Source organism: Spongiactinospora gelatinilytica, assembly GCF_003236385.1.
Classification (GTDB): domain Bacteria; phylum Actinomycetota; class Actinomycetes; order Streptosporangiales; family Streptosporangiaceae; genus Spongiactinospora; species Spongiactinospora gelatinilytica.
In genome coordinates this window covers 1-20,071 of record NZ_POUA01000004.1, presented here as the reverse complement: position 1 = coordinate 20,071, position 20,071 = coordinate 1, and the positions used below count along the sequence as shown (strand labels likewise).

Here is a 20,071-nt window from a genome sequence, read left to right as displayed (position 1 = left end):
GCACGGGCGCGCTTGGAGGAATTCGGCACGGCGAAGGACCAGCGCGTGAGCGGTGAAGTACGCGCTCAACTCGATGGCAGCGGTCGTCGCCGGCCGTCGTCTACGTGGGGCCGTCCCAGGGGCATTTGTGCTGGTCAGGGTTGGGACGGCTACCCCGGTTGATCGGGACGAGCCGCGGCGCGTGAGGTGATCGCCGAACTGGAGGGTCCTGGTTGGAATTCGGAACGATAATGGCCGTCAACTGCGCATTCGGGGTCGTGTTGTTCTCGGTCTCATAGGGAGTACTTGGCGGAAGGGCGAGGTGCGGCAGTTCATTCTGTCGGCACTCGGCCTGTGGGCATCGCCTTCTTCGTGAACGTGTACGTGAACGTGTGACGCCACGCGGCGGGCGGGGCCGGGTGGTGGCCCTGCCCGCCGGTGGTCTTCGACGGACCGGCGGAGCGCTGCCGGGAAGGCGCCCGCGTTCCGCCGGTTCGGCGAATTCGGAGACGGCGGTGGTGATCCGATGACACCGCCGCACTGGTGGTTCGGGTTCGGCTACCGCCCGTGTACGGTGCCGCGGGTGCCGGCGGTGAAGGTCAGGCTCTGCCCGTTCTTGATCGACGAGCTGTCGTAGGAGTACTGGAACGCGTCGGTGCCATCGGCGTTCTCGATGCCGATCGTCGCGCCCACGCCGTGGTCACCGGTGCCGTCCACGTCCTTGTAGCGGTAGCTGATCGTGCCGTCCTCAGTGAGCAGCACCGAGAACGACAGACGGTCGGTGCTGCCCTCTGGGTCGTCGATGCGGACGTTCCGCCACTCGACCACGAAGGTTCGGTTAGGGGCGGTGCCGACCGTACCGGTGTAGATGTCGGCCTCCGCGTCCACGTTCAGGGTCGCCCAGTACGGATAGAGGGCGAGGTTCGGGGCGTTCGGATTCGGCAGCGGGGTGTGGCCGCCGTCGGAGATGGTCGCGAAGGAGATCACCCCGCTGGGCTCGATCCAGACCTCGGAATAGGTCTTGCCGTAGAACGGCATCGCGAACGGCAGCCTCGCCTGCATGGGGAAGGAGAGCCGGTCGGTGCCCGCGATGTACGGCTCGGTGCCGGCCTCGCACGTGTACCCGAACGTGTCCCGCCGCACATCCAGTCCGACGTCCCTCGTCACGTTCCCGGCGACCGTGACCTGGTGGGCGGCGGTGGTCACACAGTGTGAGGCACCGGAGGTCTCCAGCCGATAGGACCCGTGCGGGAGGGTGATCCGATAACGGCCGGAGGTGTCGGTGACCGCTTTGACCGGCGTGCCGGGCACCAGCACCGTGGCACCGGGCTCGGCTGCGCCGCCGGCGGTGACCGTGCCGGTCACCGTGCCGTGCGGCAGCCGGAGCAGGTCGAAGTCCCCGGTCGCGACCTGCCCGTCCACGATGGTCACGGTCCGGCTGGCACTCCGGTGACCGAACTTCGACGCCGTGATCTCGTACTGGCCCGGCGGTAGGCGCAGCATCGAGTAGCCGCCGTTCGCCGCCGTGCCCACCTTACGACCGGAGGAGGCCGTGACCCGCACCTCGGCGTCGCGCAGCGGCATGCCGCCCGCGGTGACCGTGCCGCGCAGGTCGCCGAGCGCGTCGTCGGGCACGGCCCGCACGGCGGCGTACGCGTCCAGCGCGCCTTCGCCGAAGACGTTGTTGTCGTCCGGCGTCCCGCCGCAGTCGGACGCGGGCATGTCGATGGCGGTGTCATCGAGCAGCCGCCGGGTGGCGTCGATGTCACCCCGGAGCGAAGGCGCCGCCGACCACATCAGCGCCACCGCGCCGGCCACGTGCGGCGACGCCATCGAGGTGCCGCTCATCAGCCGATAGTCCCCGTAGGGGGCCGAGGAACGGATATCGACTCCCGGGGCGGAGATGTTCGGCTTGATGTCCCCGTCCCGCCCAGGGCCCGTGGCCGAGCCGCGCCCGAGTTCGCCGTCGATGTTCAAGGAGCCCGAACTGTAGCTCTGGGGGTACACCGCCGGCGTGTCGCTCGATCCACAGCCCATTTCGCCGCCGTTGCCGTTGGCGAACATCGGGAAGATCCCCGCCGCGATCCAACTGTCGACGATGTGCTCGTAGCTCGTGTCCGCAGGGATTTTCCAGGAGTTGTTCACGATGTCGGGTACCAGGTCGTACCGGACGTTCTGGCCGTTCAGGTCGGTCGGCTCGATCAGCCACTGCCCGGCCGCGATCAGCGAGGTCTCCGCGCAGCTCCCCCGCGCGCACCCTCTGGCGGCGATCCACTTGACACCGGGCGCGACTCCGATGCCGTTCTCGCCGGCGACGGTGCCGGTCACGTGGGTGCCGTGCTCCTCCGTGCCGCACGGGCCGAAGGTCGCGCATTCCTTGTGAGGGTCGAACCAGTTGTAGTTGTGATCCACGCGTCCGTCGGCATGCCTGCCGCGGTACTGCGCGGCGAGCGCCGGGTGGTCGAAGTCCGGCCACGTGTCGATGATGGCGACGACGACGCCCTCACCGCGGTTGTTCAGCTCGTTCCAAACCTGTGGCGCCTTGACGCGGTCGATGTTCCACTCGACCGCGTTGGCCGCCTTCCCCTTGACCCGCGGCTGGGCCTTACCCGGCTTGGGCTCAGGCATTTCGATCTCGTCGATGGGGTCGATGGCGGCGACCTCGGGGAGCGCGGCGATCTCGCTCGTCAGCTTCGCGTCGGCGGTGACCTTGACGGCGTTGACGATCCAGAACGGGGTGTGTTCGGCCTTCCGTTCGGTCAGCAGCCGGCGCAGCCCGGCCTGGGACTTGTTCGCGTGGGCGGACTTGGCGTCATGAACCGCCTGGGCCTTGGCCGCCTTGGTGGTGGCCGTGCGGGCGGTGGCGAGGCTCGCCTCGCCCTTGAGCCGGACCAGGTAACTGGCCTTGCCGTCCTTCAGGTCCGCGACGACCGCCCTGTCGATCTTTTCGTTGGCGGGTTCGGCGTGTGCTATGGCCTCCGGTAAGATCAGGCTGAAGGTGGCGAGCAGGCCGATGAGCAGTCGGCCGAGGGTCGGCCACCGGCGGTGTGGGGGATGGGGCACGCGTTCTCCTTCTGATAAGGCGAACTTCCAGGTGCGCGGGACGTGGTCCGCCCCGCCCTGCGGCGGGGACCGGAAGTCGATCCGCGGTCCCCGCCCGCGAAGACCCTGCACCAGGGCGTTGACCATCCAACAGGCCGTTTCGTTGCTCACTTTCTGGTCGCCCCTCTGGCGACATGCGGCGGACGGGGCCCGGTAATGGACCCGCCTTTTGCGTCAGGCTCACGTTGTCGGGCAGGTCGGCGTCCCGGCGATCGTGAGCTCCCCTGCTGGTCGTCTGGCCCGGTCTTACGCCTTTCGCTGTCGCTTGTTCTGCCGGTGCCGTCGTTGCTGGCACGCACGTGAGCAGTACTTGCGGTGTCGTCCTTGAGTCGGCTGGGTGATCGGTGTCGCGCACACGGCGCAGCGGCTCAGGACCGAGACGGTTTCATCACGCGGCGCCCTCTTTTCATCACGCTTCTCGCGGGGTGTCCGGCCTCGCTGGATCGACTGCGCCGCGTCAACAAGGCTGTGCGTGAGAACGCGCCCGCACGGCGTATGGTCGGCCAATTCCTGATCAAGGTCCGGGCACTCGCTGATGATGTCGTCGTCTGGACATCGCAGCAGGTGCAGCAGGTATCCATGGGTGTTCTGAAGCATGCGGATCTGCTCTTCGAGCAGATCCGCGTGCTGCTGCACGGTGCTCCTCCACTGCTGATTTCGATACTTTCCCGACGTCACAACGGCCGCCTGCACAAGGGGCATCGATCCCGTGACGCAGCACAGATACGCGAGACCGATGCGACGGAGCTCCGTCTCGGTGTAGACGCGGCGCCCGTTCACCCGTGGCGGCTTCGGAAGGACCTGCTGCGACTCCCACCATCTCAACGTTGAGGGGGCCAGGTCGGTTCTGTCGGCTCTGTCCGCAGCCGCGGGGATCGTGCCGTACATCGCAGCCGCCCAGATCGCTCGTATCCTGCTGGAACACACCTCCGGAGCAGTCGGCGCGGTCTGGACGTGGGTCGCTGTCGGAGCGGGCGGTGCGGCGGACGCGGCCAACCTGGCCGTGACGATCGGAGGGCCCGTCATCACCTCCACGTTGCTGCCCGCGACGGTCGTCGTGGTGACGTTGGCGGTCGATTGGCGCGTCGCCGTGCTGCTCTGTGTCATCGCGCTCCTGGCGGCCTCGGCGTTGCGGCACGCTGCGAAAGTGGCGGCCGAAGCGGAAGTCGAGCTGGAGCGGGCTGCGGCCGAAGTGGCCGTCCGTGCCATCGAACTGGGTCAGGCACAGCCGGTTCTGCGTGCCGCCGACCAGGCCGAAGGCACGCCTCGGATGAACGCCGCGCTGGAGGACCACCGCGACACCTACCGCGACGGTATGGACCGGGCGCGCCGCCCGTTCTTCCTTTACACCGCTGTGATCGCCTGCGGATTCGCCGCGGTTCTCGGACTGATCGCCTGGCTCCTGCTGAGCGGGCACGCCGGCGTCGCCGAGGCGATCGCCCTGCTCGTGCTGGCCACGCGCTTTCTGCAACCGCTCGGCAATCTCATCGACCTCATCGGCGCCCTGCGGGCGATGACCAACAAGATCGCCCGTATTGAGGAACTGCTCGCCTCGCCGGCCCTGCCCGTTCCAGCCGATCCGGTGCGCAGGATCGACGGCGCAGACGTCGAACTCTCTGACGTCACCTTCACCTATCCGGGCGGTGACGCACCGGCGCTGCGCGCGGTTTCGATGCGATGCCCATCAGGGACGACTGCGGCACTGGTGGGGCCATCGGGCTCGGGAAAGACGACCGTGACCCGACTCGTCGCGCGCTTCTTCGATGTCGATGCCGGGCAGGTGTGCGTCGGAGGCATCGACGTGCGCGAACTCGGTCCCGAGACCTTGCTCGACCAGATCGCCATCATTTTTCAGGACGTCTATCTGTTCGATGACACCATTGAGAACAATCTGCGGCTCGCCCGCCCCGAGGCGACCTGGGATGAACTCAGGGAGGCGGCCCGCGCGGCACGCCTTGACGAGGTCATCAAGCGCCTCCCGGACGCCTGGAACACCCGCGTCGGTGAGGCCGGCGCGCAACTGTCCGGCGGCGAACGGCAACGTGTCGCAATCGCCCGCGCGATCCTCAAACAGGCCCGGATCGTGCTCGTCGACGAGGCCAGTTCGGCACTCGACCCCGAAAACGAAGCCGCCATCACCCAGGCCATCGTCAACCTCGGTGCCGACCCTGGCCGTACGGTCATCGTGATCGCGCATCGCCCTGCCACCTTGGCCGCCGCGGACCAGGTGGTCTCCCTTGATGCCGGCGAGGTCACGGAAGCCGGTTCACCCGACGACCTGTTGCGGACCGACGGGATTCATCTCGTGGCCGCGGATACGGCCGCGAGGACAAGCGTGCGCCCGGTGTACATCGTGGAGACGTTCGCTCGCTTCCTTCATCCCGGAGCCTTCGGTGAGGAGTAGGCGATGAGCCTGCGCGGGGGCTCCGCGCGGTTGAGCGAACCACAGGATCGCGCTGCGGGCGGCGAGCCCTCAGCCGTCGGCGGTCGGGAACCGGTCCACACGCCACGGCTCAGGTCGTCACCATGGGCAGTCGTGCCGGTGCTGTGCCTCGTACTCGTGGCGATGACGGCGTTTGGAATCGCCTTCGGGGCGGTCGGGATCGACATGTCAACGGTCGGAGACGTGCTCTGGCATCGCATGGCCGGCGGTTCCCGGCATGTCGGAGGCGTTGGCGACCAGATCGTTTGGAACCTTCGGGTACCCCGCGTGCTGCTTGCCTGTGTGGTCGGGGCGGGCCTGGCGCTTGTAGGGACGGTTCTGCAGGCTACCGTGTGAAATCCACTCGCCGACCCGTATGTGCTCGGCGTATCGGCGGGCGCGGGGCTGCTGGCCTCAGTCGTGATCGTTGCCGGTTCGGCTGCTCTGGCGGATCGCGCTGCGGTTACCGAAGCGCTCGCACGCGTCAGCCTGCTCGAGTACCGGTCGCGTCAAATCAGCACTCTGTCCGGCGGTGAAAAGCAGCGCGCGCTTGTGGCTCGCGCCATCGCCCAGGACAGCCCGCTGCTTGTGCTCGACGAACCGACCAACCACCTTGACATCCACGCTGCCCTAGATCTCCTGGAACTCGTGCGACGACGCCGTGGTGGTGAGTGAGCCGTAGCGGGCGTCTGATGGTCTGGTCAGTGTCGGCGGGTACGTGCCTGGGGAGCGCGGCGGGACGCGATGAGGCTGAGCACGCCGATGGCGAGCAGCGGCCAGCCGCCGGTGACCCGGAAGTAGATGACGCCTCCTCGTGCGGGGCCAGGCGCGGTGCGCGCCGGCAGGTGTCGTGTGGCCGGGGCGTCGATGAGGGTCAGGTAGAGCGGGTGGGCCATGGAGGGTGACGTCGTTTTCCGGGCCGCCGAGGTCGCGCCACAGCAGGCGCGGTTGGTCGATGCGGGTTCCGGTCGTCGCGCACGGCGGAGTCCTCCACCGCCAAGATGAGGCGCGCGCGTGCTCGGGCTCGAAGTGCGTGGTGCGCCCGGGGCCCCGTTCTGGGTGAGGACGCGGAGCCCGGTGTGCAGCCAGTCCGGGTGTGCCGCCATGCAAGCGACCATACAATACCATATGGTATGGCCCGTTGGGTGAGGGTCAGCCGGCATCCCACACGATGGCGGTCAGCAGCCGCAGGGCCTGGGCGGTGCTGCGGTTCTCGACCGATTTCGGGAACCCGTTGAACGGGATCTGCGCGACCACGGCGGCAACCTCCGGATCGTCCGCGGCCACGACGATGGCGTGCGCGCCGCCGAGCGAGTTGAGAGGTCTTCCACCACGCACAGGTCGCCGGAATCTACAACATTTCCACCCTGGCCACCCACCGTCGACGCGGGTACGGCGGCTCCATCACCCTCGCCGCCCTCCACACCGCCCGGAGCCACGACCACCGCATCGCGGTCCTCCAGGCATCGACGGACGGCGAACCCGTCTACCACCGTCTGGGCTTCCAGTCCTGTGGCCGGTTCACCGAATACGCCCTCACCCCCTGAGTGAGGCGGCATCCGGCGACGGCGTCACGTTCCCGAGCCGGGACACCGGCACGATCACAGGTCGCCTCCAGATGTCAGCCGCCGAGGTGCGCGCCGCCGTTGACGTGTACGACCTGGCCGGTGATGTGACCGGCGCCGGGGGATGCGAGGAACGCGATCGTGGCGGCGACGTCCTCGACCCGGCCTGCGCGGCCGGTGGCGGTCTGGGCGACCAGCGCCGTACGGCGCTGCTCGGGCAGCCCGTCGCCGAAGAACTCGGTCTCCTCGATCAGCCCCGGTGCCACGACGTTGGCGGTGATGCCGCGCCCGCCGAGCTGGAACGCCAGTTCGGCGTTCCAGGCGAGCACTCCGGCCTTGGCCGCGCCGTAGCCCGCCGCGCCCTTGGCCGCGGCGATCGAGCCGAGGGTGACGACGCGGCCCCCGTCCGTCAACCGCGGCGTGAGCGCCGTGGTCACCAGCAACGCGCTCACCAGATTGGCCTCCAGGTTGGCCAGCCACGCGTCCCGCAGCCCGGCCAGGTCCCGGGGCTCGGGACGCCTGAAGTCGGTGTTGCCGCCCGCGTTGTTGACCAGCACCTCCACCCGCTGCGGCAGCTCGGGCAACGCGGCCTCGATCTCGGCGGGAACCGTCACGTCGAACGGCACGGCCCGCACCCTGTTTCCCAACTCGGCCACCGCCCTGTCCAGGACGTCCTTGCGGCGGCCGGTGATCACCACCTCCAGGCCGGCGGCTGCCAGCGCCGCCGCAGTGGCCTTCCCGATCCCTGTGCCGCCACCCGTCACCACGGCTGTACGCGTCATGCCCTGACTCCTTGTTTAGATCTAAACTTCTCCTCGTAGAATAGGAAACGTGACCCAGCACCGCAAACCCGACGCCGTAGATGAGATCCAACTGGCCTGGCGCCGGGAGCGCCCGAGCACCCCTGTCGCCTCGATCGGGATCGTCACCCGCGTATGGCGGGCCGCCAAACTGTTCGGCGATGAACGCCGCCGCACGCTGGCCCGACTCGGCATCGACGGCGCCACCCTCGACCTGCTGTCCACGCTGCGGCGCAGCGGCTCCCCGTACACCATGACCCCGGCAGAGCTGCGCGCCTCGTGCCTGGTCACGGCGGGCGCCATCAGCCAGCGCGTCACCCGCGCCGAGAAGGCGGACCTGGTCCACACCACACGCGGTCCGCGCGGGCGCACCCAGACGGTCACCCTGTCCGATGCCGGGCACCGGCTCGTCGAGGACACCGTCGATGCCCTGCTGACCCATGAAGACGCGCTCATCGCCCACCTCGACGAGGACCAACGCGAACACCTCACCGTCCTGCTCCGCACCCTGCTGGACGGCCTCATCGAACGCCTCGACGCCGACGAACGCCCTGGTCAGGTCGGCGACGATGCCCCCGGGCCGTGACCGCGACCGCCGCATCCAGCACACCCGCGCGTAAGGTCGAGCTGTGCATCATCGGCGCGGTCCGCTGGGCCAGGGCGGGTCCCTGAGCGATCGGCTCCCGGAGGCGGGCGGCTTCGGCCGCCACGGCTGAGCCGAACTCGGGGTCGCCGCCCGCGCGGATCGCCAGACCGGCCGAAAATCCAGAATTCAACGAGCCGAATCTACGATGTTCATCGTGGCGTTGCCGGTCGGCCCGAGCGCATTCAACGTTGATCGATGAACTCGCCGCATGCAATCCCATGTCCTGTCACGCACCCGTGCCCTCGCACGCGTGACCGCCGCGCTAGGCGTCGTCCTCGCCCTCGGGGCGGCTGTGCCCGCCGCCCATGCGGCGGACCCGCTGCCCGGGATCGACGGTGGCGGCACGCCCCGGGACCCGTACCAGATCGACTCGGCCGACGACCTGCGCACGGTCGCCGGCGCGATCAACGGGAACCCGGGCGGCTTCGGCGGCGCGGCCTATCGGTTGACCGCCGACATCGACTTCGGCGGAAGCACTTTCGGCGGTATCAACTCCTTCACTGGAACACTCGAAGGCGCTGGTCACACGATCAGCGACATCCGGCTCGTACGGGAGGCGTCGGCGGGGGGCGAGGCCGACCGCCTGGGACTGGTCCGTCGCCTGGACGGCGGCACGATCCGCAACCTCACCCTCGACCGTGTGCAGGCCGACGCCGGGACGAGCACCGGCGGCTGGATCGGCGCGGTCGCCGTGGTGGCCACCGACTCCACCCTGACGGGCAACTCCGTGAAGGGCGCGCGGCTCATCGCGAACAGCGCCGAGAAGGTGGGCGGCATCGTCGCCGAGCTGCACAACGGAACCATCGAGGACAACCTCGTGACCGGCTCCCTGAGCGCGGCCAAGATGCCCGCCGGCATCGCCGCCTATGTCAACCAGAACTCCCAGGTGCGGCACAACCTGGCGGCGGCCGACCTGACGATCAACGCCCCGGGCGGGGACGGTGGCACGCGCGGCATCGACGCGGGGCTCATCGCCGGCTATCCGGGCTCGCCCAACGGCTCCTCCTTCGCGGGCAATGTCGCGCTGTCCGGCTCGATCGCCTACACGGGCAAGGCCGACGGGTTCGTCGGCCGCATCATCGGCTACACCGGCTACGACGGCTGGACGGCCGAGAACAACCTGGCCAACGCCGCGATCACCATCAGCGGCCGGCCGGTCACCGGGCCCGGCGCCAAGAACCAGCACGGCACGGACGCCACGGCCGACCAACTCGCCCAGCGGGCGACGTACGAGAAGCTGGGCTGGGACTTCGCCAACGCCTGGCGCTGGGACGACGCACTGCGCCACCCGGTGCCGCAGTACACCCCGACGCTGTTCGGCAGCGGCACCGCGGAGCAGCCCTACGAGATCGCCTCCCCCGAGGACCTGGAACTGCTCGCCGCCCAGCTCAACGCCGGCAACGCCCGGTACACCGGCGGCAGGCACTTCGCCCTGACCGCCGACCTCGACTTCGCCGGACGCGAGCCGTTCGGCGGCATCAACCGCTTCGAGGGCGTGCTGGACGGCGCGGGACACAAGGTCAGCGGCCTGGTCTACGCCCCGCAGTCGAGCGCCGGCGGCGAGGCCGACCGGCTCGGCCTGGTGCGGCAGCTCGTCGGCGGCACCATCCGCGGCCTCACCCTGACGAACGTCAAGGCCGACGGTGGCACGCGCGGCGGGTTCGTGGCCGGCCTCGCCGTCGTCGCCACCAACGCGACCCTGACGGGCAACGCCGTGCTCGACGCCGGTCTCACGGCCACCGGCGCGGAGAAGGTGGCGGGCCTGGTCGCCGAGCTGCGCGGCGGCTCCGTCACCGACAACTGGGTACGCGCCGCGATCAGCGCGCAGAAGATGCCCGCGGGCCTCGTGTCCTACTCCAACGGCGGCGTGACGATCCGCAACAACCTCGCCGAGGCGACCCTCAGCGTGGCGGCCGACGGCGGCGCGGGCGGCACCCGCGGCATCGACGCCGCGAACATCGTGGCCTACCCGGGCAACCCGAGCGCGGGCGGCTCGTTCACCGGCAACGTCGCGCTGTCCGGCTCGATCGCCTACCGGGGCAGGATCGACGGGTTCGCCGGTCGCGTCGTCGGCTACACCGGCTATGACGGCTGGACGGCCGAGAACAACCTGGCCAACGCCGCGATCACCATCGGCGGGCAGGCCGTCAGCGGGCCGGGCGCCAAGAACCAGCACGGCACGGACGCCACGGCCGACCTGCTCGCCCAGCGGGCGACGTACGAGAAGCTGGGCTGGGACTTCGCCGAGAAGTGGAGCTGGGACGCCAAGCTCGGCCATCCGGTGCCGAAGTACGTCTCCTCGGCCGAGGCGCCGAACCGGATCACCACCACCTTCCACGGCGACCCGGGCACGCAGCGCGCCTTCACCTGGTATTCGACCCTGGACACGGACGGCGCCGTCGCCGTGCTGAGCACCGACCGCGAGTTCCCCGAGGGCTCGGCCACGGTGACCGTCCAGGCGCAGCGCGAGGAGAGCGCGGACGGGGAGACCTTCTACCGCGCCGTCGCCCGCGACCTGCGGCCCGGCACCACGTACTACTACCGCGTGGGCAGCGCGGGCGAGCAGGTGTGGAGCGCCACCGGCACGTTCGTCACGGCGAAGGGCGGGGACGAGGACTTCACGTTCATCGACCTGACCGACACCCAGTCGCAGAACCTGGCCGAGGCGGAGCTGTCGGCGCAGACCATCGCCAAGGCGCTTCGGCACGTGCCGGACGCGGAGTTCGTCATGCACAACGGCGACGTCGTCGAGGACGGCGGCCGGGAGCAGGACTGGAAGGACCTGCTCGACGCCGCCCGCCCGAGCCTGCTGAAGACCACGCTCGCGCCGGCGTCGGGCAACCACGACGCGGCGGCGAACGCGTTCGCCGACCACTTCACGCTGGAAGGCCCGCAGGACCAGGACCGGTCCGGCGGCGTGTACTACTCCTACACCTACAACCGCGCGCACTTCATGGTGCTCAACACCAACGAGGGCGGGCCCGAGGGGATCTCCCGGAAGCAGATCGACTGGCTCCGGACCGACGCCAAGGCCGCGCGCGACGCCGGGGCCAGGTGGCTCGTCCTGTCCATGCACAAGGGCACCTACACGACGGCGAACCACCTGGACGACGGCGACGTCATGGCGATGCGCCGCACTCTCGTGCCGGTGATCGACGAGCTGGACATCGACCTGGTGCTGCAGGGCCACGACCATGTGATGAGCCGGTCCAAGGTGCTGGCCGCCGACCCCAAGGGGGTCCAGGGCGCACGGCCGGTCGAGACCACCAAGATCACCGAGGTCCGCGCCGGGAAGCGCGTCGAGTACGCGGTGGACCCCAAGGGTTCCATCTACTTCCTGCCGAACACCGCCGGCGCCAAGCACTACAAGCAGGCCACCAACCCGCAGGGCGTGGACCTGGAGCCCTACCTGCGGCTGTTCGACCGCACCGGTGAGCAGGCGGGCGAGAACTTCACGTCGGTGAACGTCACGGCCGCCCGCCTCACGGTGAACGTCTACGACATCCGCGACCGCGGCGTACCGCGCCTGTTCGAGGGCTTCGGAATCGACCGCGCGATCTCCCCGGTCGCCGCCCGGATCGACGAACTGCCCGCCGCCCCCGACATCACGCTGAAGGACGCCAAGGCGGTGGCCGCGGTGCGCGATGCCGTGAACGGGCTCACCGAGGCGCAGCGTGGCGCCCTGACCGGGCTGGCGCGCCTTGCGGACGCCGAGCGCCGGCTGCGCGAGCTGGGCGGGCTGGTGTCCACCGACGGCAAGACCGTGGCCTGGGCCGACCCCGGCGCGACCGCCCGCCAGATGGTCACCGTCCGCAACGACACCGCGTCGGACTTCACCGGCACGCCGGTCCAGCTCCGCATCCCGTCGGCACCCGACGTCAAGCGGGACGAGCTGGCCTTCTTCGCCGCCGACGGCGCGCCCTTGCCGTTCGAGGTGGAGACCTGGCGGCCGGGCACCACCTCGACGGTGTGGGTCCGGGTGCCGAGCCTGCCCGCCGGATCGGCGCGCCAGGTGTGGGCCTACTTCGGCGGCGGGGCGCCCGGCAACGACCCCACCGCCGTGTGGGGTGAGGCGTACTCCCTGGTCGAGCACTTCGGCGGCGACACCGCGAGCGGCGAGCGCCGCACCGACTCCACGGGGCGGCAGACCGGCCTCGTGGTGGGCGGCGACCTGACCGCCGGCCCCTCGGAGCGGGGCACCGGCCAGGCGCGGTTCGGCGCGTCGCGCCTGCAGTACGCGGGCGACGTCGGCGGCGGTCACGACCGTATAGCGATCAGCGGCGTGTACTCCCTCACCGAGGAGGATTTGGCCGCGCTGGGCGCACCGGCCCCCGTGGTCGCGAAGGAGAGCGCGACCGGTGACGGGCAGCTCACGTTCTGGCAGGGCGTGCGGCCGGACGAGAAGCAGGTCGGCACGCGCCTTTCGGGCAACAGCTTCGAGTTCGGAAACGTCGATCTGAGCAACCGGTTCGGCTTCCCGGCCGACGGCAGGCCGCACCTGGTCACCCAGACCTACGACGGCATGACGTACTCGGTGTTCGTCGACGGGCGCGAGGTGCACAGCCAGATGGTCGAGTACCGCAGCACCTTCTCGGACCCGGCCGTGCAGACGACGATCGGCGACTACTACACCAACGACGGCACCCTCCGGACGCCGTTCCACGGACTGGTCGATGAGGTGCAGATCGCGGGCGTGGCCTTCACTCCCGCCTTCGAGTCATTCCGGCATGCGAACCTGTTCGGCGATGCCGTGACCTTCGGCGAGCGGGTCGAGCGTGCGCGCGAGCGCCTGACGCTGGTGGTCGGCACGCCGCGCGCGGGCGGCTCGCTGGAAGCGGGCCTGGTCGAGGTGACCGGTACCGTCAGCCGGCGCGCCGAGCTCACCGCGCGGGTGGGCGGCGAGCAGGTGCTCGCCCAGCGGGTCGATGCCGGGCCGTTCACGGTACGCGTGCCGGTGAACCGGATCGGCGAGCACACGCTCACCGTCGGCGCCGCCGCCATCGGCAAGTCGGGTAAGCCCGCTTCCGGTGGGTCGCGAGACGTGGCCGAGCCGGTCGAGATCCGGGTCACGGTCAAGGACACCGTGGCGCCCGCCGCGCCGAAGGTGAGCGACGCCGCCTCGGGTTCAGGCAACCGCGTCACGCTGAGCGCGACGCCGCAGACCCAGGACCGCGAGCCGGTCGAGGCCAGGTTTTACGCGGGCCCGACCATCCCGCTCAGCGCCTCGAACGTCGTCGTACGCACCGGGACCACCCCGGACCGGGTGCCCGACGCGCTGAAGCCCGGTAGCGGCACCGTGGGCAAGGAGTCGCTGCCGACGACGAAGGGAACGAACGAGAACCCGTTCCAGATCTATGAGATCTCACTGACCGGCGAGCAGGCGAAGCAGCAGGAGTTCCATCTGACCTGGACGGGCTCCGGGGACGACCGCACCGTCTCGGCCCACGTGTACGACCACGCGGCCGGCCGCTGGATCCTGAAGGACGCAGGGGCCGATCCGTCCGGTGCCGCAGTCGAGCTGGACGTGACCGCCCGCGCCGGCGAGAACGTCGTGGCCGGCGGGAAGCTGCACCTGCTGGTCTGGCGCGGCCTGACCGCGCTGCCGGGGCAGGAGGGCGACGACATCGAGTCCATGCCCGCCGCCGACCGGTACGACTGGGCCTTCGACCACGTGCCGGACTCCCAGCTCTACGCGCAGGCGACGCCCGACCTCATGACGCACCAGTTCGAGTACGTCGCCGACGTCGCGGCGGAGCGCAAGACCAAGCTGGTGCTCCAGTCGGGCGACTGGGTCAACCGTGAGTACCTGTCGCAGGAGTACCAGTGGGAGAACGCCGAGCCGTCGGCGCGGGCGCTGGAGAAGGCGGGCCTGCCGTACATGATCTCGTGGGGTAACCACGACTACTCGGACGCGCGCAACGGCCGGATCATGCTGCCGAAGTACTTCCCGATGGAGCGGTTCGAGAAGAGTCTCAAGGGCGGCCCCTGGCGGTTCGGGGGCAGCGACAACATCGACAACTACTACTACACGGCCGAGATCGACGGGGCGAAGCTCCTGCTGATCACCGTCGGCTTCTTCTCCGCGGACAACGCCGGCGACCCCGGACTGGCCTGGGCCAAGCGCGTCATCGAGGCCCATCCCGACCACGCGGTGATCATCGCCAATCACAACTCGGTGAACCAGGGCGTCAACGGCTGGTCGAACGGCAACGTCACCCAGGCGCTGGTCGATCCGTACCCGAACGTCAAACTGGTGCTCGGCGGCCACATCGCCGGCACCGGCGTCGCCTCGCGGCAGTCCGCAGGCGGCAACCACGTCTACGGCGTACTGACCGATTACCAGTCGCGCGTCTACGGCGGGCAGGAGTACCTCAAGCACATCAGCGTCGATGCCGAGAACGACCTGATCTACTTCAACACCTGGTCGCCCCTGCTGGGCAAGGCGACGTCCGACGGGAACTGGCACCACAAGGTCCCCCAGGGCGCGATCCCCGGTTTCCACGGCGCGGACACGGAGAACTTCGCCCTGGAGATCGACCTCGGCGGCAGCACGACACGGACCCTCGCCGCCGAATCGCTCACCGTCGCGGCCGGCGCGCGGCAGCAGGTCGGGCCCGTACGGCCGGCGGTCGGCGCCCAGCAGGTCTCGGTGGTGCTCAACGGCCTCACGCGCGGCGGCTCCTACGAGTGGTACGCCGAGCTGCGCGACCCCGCGGGACACGTGACCCGCAGCGCCGTCAGCGCCCTCACCGTGGCGAAGGCGCCCGCCTGGGCCGCCGGGACCGTCTACACCGGCGGCAGTGAGGTGACCTACCGCGGTGCGCTCTGGCGGGCGGCGTGGTGGACCCGCGACCAGGCGCCGGGCGACCCGAACGGGCCGTGGCAGGAGATCGCCGCGACCGCCGACGGCACCGCCGCCTGGACACCGACCCGCATCTTCGTGGCCGGTGACGTGGTGGAACACCGTGGCCACCGGTACAGGGCCGCATGGTGGACCCGCAACCAGCAACCGGGCGATCCACGCGGCCCCTGGCGCCCGCTGAGCTGACCCTGGTATGAACCGTGGGCGTGATCGTCGCGACCGGTCCGACTGCGACGATCACGCCCACGACCCCAGGGAGCCCTCGCGCAGGGGCAAATTCTGCAATCGACTCCAAACTTTGAATAGACTCCACGTATGACCGAAGGGCTGCGCGAGCGCAAGAAGCGACAGACCCGGCAACGCATCTCCGATGTGGCCATCGGCCTGTTCGTCGCGCGCGGCTTCGACAACGTCACGATCGCCGAGGTCGCCGCGGCCGCCGAGGTGTCGGTCAACACCGTCTACAACTACTTCCAGGCGAAAGAGGACCTCGTCCTCCCGCCGGAGGAGGCCTCCCCGCAGCGGCTGGCCGACATCGTGCGCGGGCGAGGGCCCGGCCGGTCGGCGGCCGATGCGGTTTTGGCGCGGCTGCGGCAGGAGGTGCGCGGACGTGAGCGCACAGTCGGGCTGAGCGAGGGGTTCGGGCGGGTGCTGGAGATGATGCGGGCCGCGCCCACGCTGACCGCCCGGCTGGAGCGGCTCGCCCACCAGATGACCGCCGAACTGGCCGCCCATCTGGCCCACGAGACCGGCGCCGCGCCCGGCGACCCACTGCCCCGGGCCGTCGCCTGGCAGCTGGGGAGCCTGCACAGCCTGGTCTTTTCGGAGATCGGCAGGCGTACCGCGGCCGGCGAGCGGCCGGGCGTCATCGCCGCGGACGTGCTGGAGCTGATCGACGTCGTGGAGGGCCTCATGGGGGAGCGCCTGCTCGGCTATGCCGTACGAGAGGAATGAGCAGTTGTTCAGAGTGACGATCAGAGGGAAGTTCACCGGGCTCGACGACGCCGGGCGGGCGGCCGTGCTGGCCGCGGGCGGCACCGCCTACACCGAGGCCGGGACGTTCACCCACGATTCGAGTGTGACGGCCTTCACCTTCCGCTGCGAGGTGCCGGCGGGCCCGGACGACGGCGAGGACGAGGCGGGGCTCGGCGCGATGGCCGCGCTGGAGGCGCACGGGCACCCGCATGAGATCTTGAAGCTCGCTGTGACCGACATGGGCGACATCAAGATCCGCACCAAGGGGCGCCGGGCGTCACCGATGTCACGGTCTGTCACGGTCGCGACGTGAGCCGGTCGGAGCCACCCATGGATCGCACACGCGACGCGCCGCCGATCATGGCGCTGGTCAGGGGGGCGATCGTCGCTCCCGCTGGGCAAGGCGCGAGATGACGGGCCGGTGATCTTGCCAGAAGGGGGCGGGGGAAGGAGACTCATTTCATGTGACTCCCCGGGAGGGACATGAGCAGGGAGCGATTACTGCGCACGCTGGGCATCGCCGCGATCGTGGTGGGGCTCTTCATCGGTCTGTCCCCCATTCCGCACAATGGCGTGGTGGCGGCGGTGGTGCTGATCGCGACGACGGCCTTCGCCCGCCTCCCCGAAACCGTCGGCGGCGTCTCGACGGCGGCCTCCTGAACCGCCACGACGAACCGGATCATTGCCGGCCCCGGTACGGCGGGCGGAGCGCGTGGCGCCGCACTGCACCACTGGGCCCGAGCTTCAAATTGATCGGCACCTGGGCTGGCCGAACTGCTTCGTGGCCGGCTCCGGCCACTTGACTTCATGTTGACATTAACTTGCAGACTTGTCCTCACATCAAGCGATGATCGCTGATCGGAGGCAAGGAATGTTCGACGTCGTCATCGTCGGCGGGGGCCCGGCCGGGATGGCCGGTGCTCTGGCGCTCGGGCGGGTTCACCGGGCGGTGTTGCTGGTCGATGCCGAGGAGGGCCGCAACGCCGCCGCGGGCAGTGTGCACAACTTCCTCAGCGAAGGGCTGATCATGGCGTCCGCGGACCTCGCGCAGAACGCCGCCGCCGCCCACCCGAAGGGCGGCGCTAACGTGCCGCTCGCCACGGCGGGCCTGCTGATCGGCATGCTGCTGTCGGTCCTGGACCAGACGGTGGTGGCCATCGCCCTGCCCGACATCGCCGCCGACCTGGGCGGCATGGACGCGATCGGCTGGATCGTCACCTCCTACATATTGGCCTCGACGGCGACCGGCGCGCTCTACGGCCGGATCAGCGACCGGTTCGGCCGGCGCCCGGTGTTCGTCACGGCGGTCGCCGTCTTCGTCGTGGGTTCCGCACTGTGCGGCCTGGCCCAGACGACGCCGCAGATGATCGCCGCCAGGACCTTCCAGGGCATCGGGGCCGGAGCGCTGTTCGTACTGCCCGCGATCGCGCTGTCGGAGCTGTTCCCGCAGCGGCTGCGCAGCAGGGTCCAGGGCTTCACCGGCGGTGTCTTCGCGGTGGCCGGCGTGGGCGGCCCGCTCGCCGGCGGCGCGATCACCGACGCCTGGGGCTGGCGCTGGATCTTCTACGTCAACCTGCCGCTCGGCCTGCTCGCCATGGCGCTCGCCGCGTACGCGCTGCGGCTGCCCAAGCCGGGCGGGCTGGACCAGGCTCGAACGCGTGGCCCGCCCGCGGCCATGACTCTTCAGGCGTTGAGCAGGTCGAGGGCGACATCGACGATCATGTCCTCCTGGCCGCCGACGAGGCGGCGTCTGCCGCCTTCGAGCAGGACGGCGCGCACGTCGACGCCGTACCTGCGGGAGGCGGTCTCGGCGTGGCGCAGGAAGCTGGCGTACGCGCAGGCGTAGCCGAGGGTGAGGGTTTCGCGGCCCACCTGGACGGGGGCGGTCCTGGAGGGGGCGGACGATGGCGTCGGCGGCGTCCTGCAAAGCGAACAGGTCGCAGCCGTGCTCCCACCCCTTGGCTCGGCGACGGCGATGAACGGCTCGATCGGCAGTTGCCCGCGCCCGCGCCATGCCCGGCCAGGGAGGCGTCCACGCGGGTCACGCCCTCCTCTACGGCGACGACGCTGTCGGCGACGGCGAGCGAGGTTCTGGTGGGCGTGGATGCCGAGCCGGGTCTCCGGGGCGAGGACGTCGCGGTAGGCGCGGACACGGTCGCGTACGCCGTCCATGGTGAGACGGCCGCCGGAGCCGGAGCCGGAGCCGGAGCCGGTGACGTAGACGTCGCCTTCGCTTCCGTCTGCGGTCGGCGGGCGACTCCCTCTGACCTGCACCGGCGTCGGGAAGGCACTGCTGGCCCACGCCGAAGCGGAGCTGCTGGAGGAGGTGCTCCACCGTCCGCTGCGCAGGCTCACCCCGTACTCGATCGTGGACCCCGCCCGGCTGAAGGACGAGATCCGGCGGATCCGGACGACCGGCGTGGCCTATGAGCGGGAGGAGGCGCGGCTGGGGATCGCCCGCATCGCGGCGCCGATCTTCAGAGGCGGCACGGTGGTGGCGGCCGTGTCGATCGCGGCGCCGGCGACCCGGTTCCACCCGCCCCGGCCGGCGCCCGCCGTGAAGACCGCGGCGCTGGGTGTGTCACGGGCACCGCTCAAGGCGATGTGAAGGCGTGGCCGATCGATCGGGATTCGGCGTGCCGGTGTGCCGGGTCGCCACTGAATCGGCCGGGCCGTGGGGCGGGTCAGCGGTAGAGGGCGGCGATGGCCGCCAGCACCTGTTCACGGGCGGTGGTCGCGGGGGTGACGCCGGTGAGCACGTAGGCGGCCAGCCCCTCGGCCAGTGCCACCAGGGTGAGCGCCGTGCCCTGGGGATCGACGGCGGCCGGGATGCGGCCGGCCTTCTGGTCGCGGGCGATGAGATCGGCGATCTGGTGGTGGAAGTCGGCGTACAGGACGCGCAGCCGGGCGGCGATGGCCTCCTCGGCGAAGGCGATGGCCTGGAAGGACTGCCTGACGCGCAGGTGCGCCTCGGTCGCGGCGTCGTAGGGGATGAGCTCGCCCAGCACGGTGGTGAGCACCAGGCGCGGCTCGGCGGCCTCCAGGTCGGCGCCGGTCTTGGCCCGGATGCGGGCGCTGGACAGCTCGTTGCCGCGCTCGAAGGCGGCCTCGATGAGTTGCCGCTTGGCCGGGAAGTAGTGCTGCACCCTGCCTGGTGAGACGCCGGCCCGGGCGGCCACCTCGGTCAGCGAGACCGCCGCCAGGCCGCGGTCGGCGACGATGGCGAGCACGGCGTCGGCGATCTCACCGCGCCGCCGCACATGCTGCGCGCCCGGCCCCCTGCCCATGGCTCCTCCCGGCTTTTCAGTGTGCTCACATCGGATTATATGCTGGGGCTCGGTAATTCGATGTGATCGCATCGAAATATGGGGAGGTGGTCGGTGCCGGTCGTACTGGCGCTGCTGTGCGCCGCGCAGTTCATGGTGGTGCTGGACGTGTCGGTGGTGAACGTCGCGCTGCCGTCCATCCAGCACGCGCTCGGCTTCGACGCGCGGCATCTGGCGTGGGTGGGCAACGCCTACGCGCTGAGCCTCGGCGGGCTGCTGCTGGTCGGCGGGCGGCTGGCCGACCTGTACGGGCACCGGCGCGTCTTCAGCGCCGGCCTGGTGGTGTTCACCGTCGCGAGCCTGGGCGGCGGCCAGGCAGGCCAGCCCGATCGGCACGTTGATAAGCAGGATCGACCGCCAGGACAGGTACTCGGTCAGCGCACCGCCGATCAGG

At 70.3% G+C, this 20,071-nt stretch carries 16 protein-coding genes and 4 pseudogenes; 12 read left to right on the top strand and 8 right to left on the bottom strand.

What is annotated here, in order from left to right:
* Nucleotides 1-537: 537 nt before the first annotated feature.
* The 3 genes and pseudogenes from C1I98_RS00930 to C1I98_RS43450 all read right to left on the bottom strand — a co-directional run.
* Nucleotides 538-3,042: a S8 family serine peptidase gene (locus tag C1I98_RS00930; RefSeq protein WP_111165129.1), complete on the bottom strand. Its 2,505-nt coding sequence runs from the start codon at nt 3,040-3,042 to the stop codon at nt 538-540.
* A gap of 285 nt (nt 3,043-3,327) precedes the next feature.
* Complete coding sequence (locus C1I98_RS43455; RefSeq protein ID WP_233506975.1) at nt 3,328-3,717, bottom strand: hypothetical protein; 390 nt, start codon at nt 3,715-3,717, stop codon at nt 3,328-3,330.
* 108 nt (nt 3,718-3,825) lie between these two features.
* Nucleotides 3,826-3,969: pseudogene (locus C1I98_RS43450) on the bottom strand (MerR family DNA-binding transcriptional regulator); the annotation flags it as partial.
* On the opposite strand from C1I98_RS43450, the gene C1I98_RS00920 reads away from it, so the two are divergent.
* From C1I98_RS00920 to C1I98_RS45255, 3 genes are read left to right on the top strand one after another with little or no spacing between them, the layout of a single operon-like run.
* Nucleotides 3,959-5,485 (top strand): ABC transporter ATP-binding protein, encoded by a 1,527-nt coding sequence (locus tag C1I98_RS00920; protein ID WP_233506948.1) that lies wholly within the window; start codon nt 3,959-3,961, stop codon nt 5,483-5,485. The pseudogene C1I98_RS43450 and the gene C1I98_RS00920 overlap by 11 nt on opposite strands.
* A 3-nt stretch (nt 5,486-5,488) precedes the next feature.
* The gene (locus C1I98_RS45260) at nt 5,489-5,860 is read left to right on the top strand and encodes an iron chelate uptake ABC transporter family permease subunit (protein ID WP_146607217.1); all 372 of its coding nucleotides are present in this window, start codon (nt 5,489-5,491) and stop codon (nt 5,858-5,860) included.
* 21 nt (nt 5,861-5,881) lie between these two features.
* A complete protein-coding gene (locus tag C1I98_RS45255; protein ID WP_146607216.1) occupies nt 5,882-6,178 on the top strand; it encodes an ATP-binding cassette domain-containing protein in 297 nt (98 codons plus the stop codon).
* 26 nt (nt 6,179-6,204) lie between these two features.
* Here C1I98_RS45255 and C1I98_RS00905 read toward each other — a convergent pair whose 3' ends face one another.
* Complete coding sequence (locus C1I98_RS00905; protein WP_111165125.1) at nt 6,205-6,399, bottom strand: hypothetical protein; 195 nt, start codon at nt 6,397-6,399, stop codon at nt 6,205-6,207.
* A 256-nt stretch (nt 6,400-6,655) separates the two neighbouring features.
* Nucleotides 6,656-6,790: a hypothetical protein gene (locus C1I98_RS44875; RefSeq protein ID WP_267898005.1), complete on the bottom strand. Its 135-nt coding sequence runs from the start codon at nt 6,788-6,790 to the stop codon at nt 6,656-6,658.
* A 56-nt stretch (nt 6,791-6,846) separates the two neighbouring features.
* On the opposite strand from C1I98_RS44875, the pseudogene C1I98_RS00900 reads away from it, so the two are divergent.
* Nucleotides 6,847-7,050 (top strand): annotated as a pseudogene (locus tag C1I98_RS00900) (GNAT family N-acetyltransferase); the annotation flags it as partial.
* A gap of 74 nt (nt 7,051-7,124) precedes the next feature.
* On the opposite strand, the gene C1I98_RS00895 reads toward C1I98_RS00900, so the two are convergent.
* Nucleotides 7,125-7,850 (bottom strand): SDR family oxidoreductase, encoded by a 726-nt coding sequence (locus C1I98_RS00895; protein ID WP_111165124.1) that lies wholly within the window; start codon nt 7,848-7,850, stop codon nt 7,125-7,127.
* A 49-nt stretch (nt 7,851-7,899) separates the two neighbouring features.
* On the opposite strand from C1I98_RS00895, the gene C1I98_RS00890 reads away from it, so the two are divergent.
* From C1I98_RS00890 to C1I98_RS00870, 6 genes and pseudogenes are all read left to right on the top strand, one after another.
* A complete protein-coding gene (locus tag C1I98_RS00890) occupies nt 7,900-8,454 on the top strand; it encodes a MarR family winged helix-turn-helix transcriptional regulator (protein WP_199536636.1) in 555 nt (184 codons plus the stop codon).
* Nucleotides 8,455-8,764: 310 nt separating this feature from the next.
* Complete coding sequence (locus C1I98_RS00885) at nt 8,765-15,562, top strand: DUF2341 domain-containing protein (protein ID WP_146607215.1); 6,798 nt, start codon at nt 8,765-8,767, stop codon at nt 15,560-15,562.
* Between the two features lie 129 nt (nt 15,563-15,691).
* The gene (locus C1I98_RS00880; protein ID WP_111165121.1) at nt 15,692-16,330 is read left to right on the top strand and encodes a TetR/AcrR family transcriptional regulator; all 639 of its coding nucleotides are present in this window, start codon (nt 15,692-15,694) and stop codon (nt 16,328-16,330) included.
* A gap of 13 nt (nt 16,331-16,343) precedes the next feature.
* Nucleotides 16,344-16,664: a DUF6204 family protein gene (locus C1I98_RS00875; RefSeq protein ID WP_233506947.1), complete on the top strand. Its 321-nt coding sequence runs from the start codon at nt 16,344-16,346 to the stop codon at nt 16,662-16,664.
* Between the two features lie 170 nt (nt 16,665-16,834).
* Complete coding sequence (locus C1I98_RS41065) at nt 16,835-17,011, top strand: hypothetical protein (protein ID WP_158557826.1); 177 nt, start codon at nt 16,835-16,837, stop codon at nt 17,009-17,011.
* Between the two features lie 187 nt (nt 17,012-17,198).
* Nucleotides 17,199-17,996, top strand: a pseudogene (locus C1I98_RS00870) (MFS transporter); the annotation flags it as partial.
* 38 nt (nt 17,997-18,034) lie between these two features.
* Here the strand turns inward: C1I98_RS00870 and C1I98_RS46285 are convergent.
* Nucleotides 18,035-18,223: a 4-hydroxy-2-oxovalerate aldolase family protein gene (locus C1I98_RS46285; RefSeq protein ID WP_438672065.1), complete on the bottom strand. Its 189-nt coding sequence runs from the start codon at nt 18,221-18,223 to the stop codon at nt 18,035-18,037.
* A gap of 373 nt (nt 18,224-18,596) precedes the next feature.
* Between C1I98_RS46285 and C1I98_RS00865 the strand changes: the two are divergent.
* Nucleotides 18,597-18,959 (top strand): annotated as a pseudogene (locus tag C1I98_RS00865) (IclR family transcriptional regulator domain-containing protein); the annotation flags it as partial.
* Between the two features lie 76 nt (nt 18,960-19,035).
* On the opposite strand, the gene C1I98_RS00860 reads toward C1I98_RS00865, so the two are convergent.
* Nucleotides 19,036-19,638: a TetR/AcrR family transcriptional regulator gene (locus C1I98_RS00860; protein WP_111165118.1), complete on the bottom strand. Its 603-nt coding sequence runs from the start codon at nt 19,636-19,638 to the stop codon at nt 19,036-19,038.
* A gap of 78 nt (nt 19,639-19,716) precedes the next feature.
* On the opposite strand from C1I98_RS00860, the gene C1I98_RS00855 reads away from it, so the two are divergent.
* Nucleotides 19,717-20,071: MFS transporter (locus C1I98_RS00855; RefSeq protein WP_146607214.1), on the top strand; the 355-nt coding region annotated here is incomplete at its 3' end.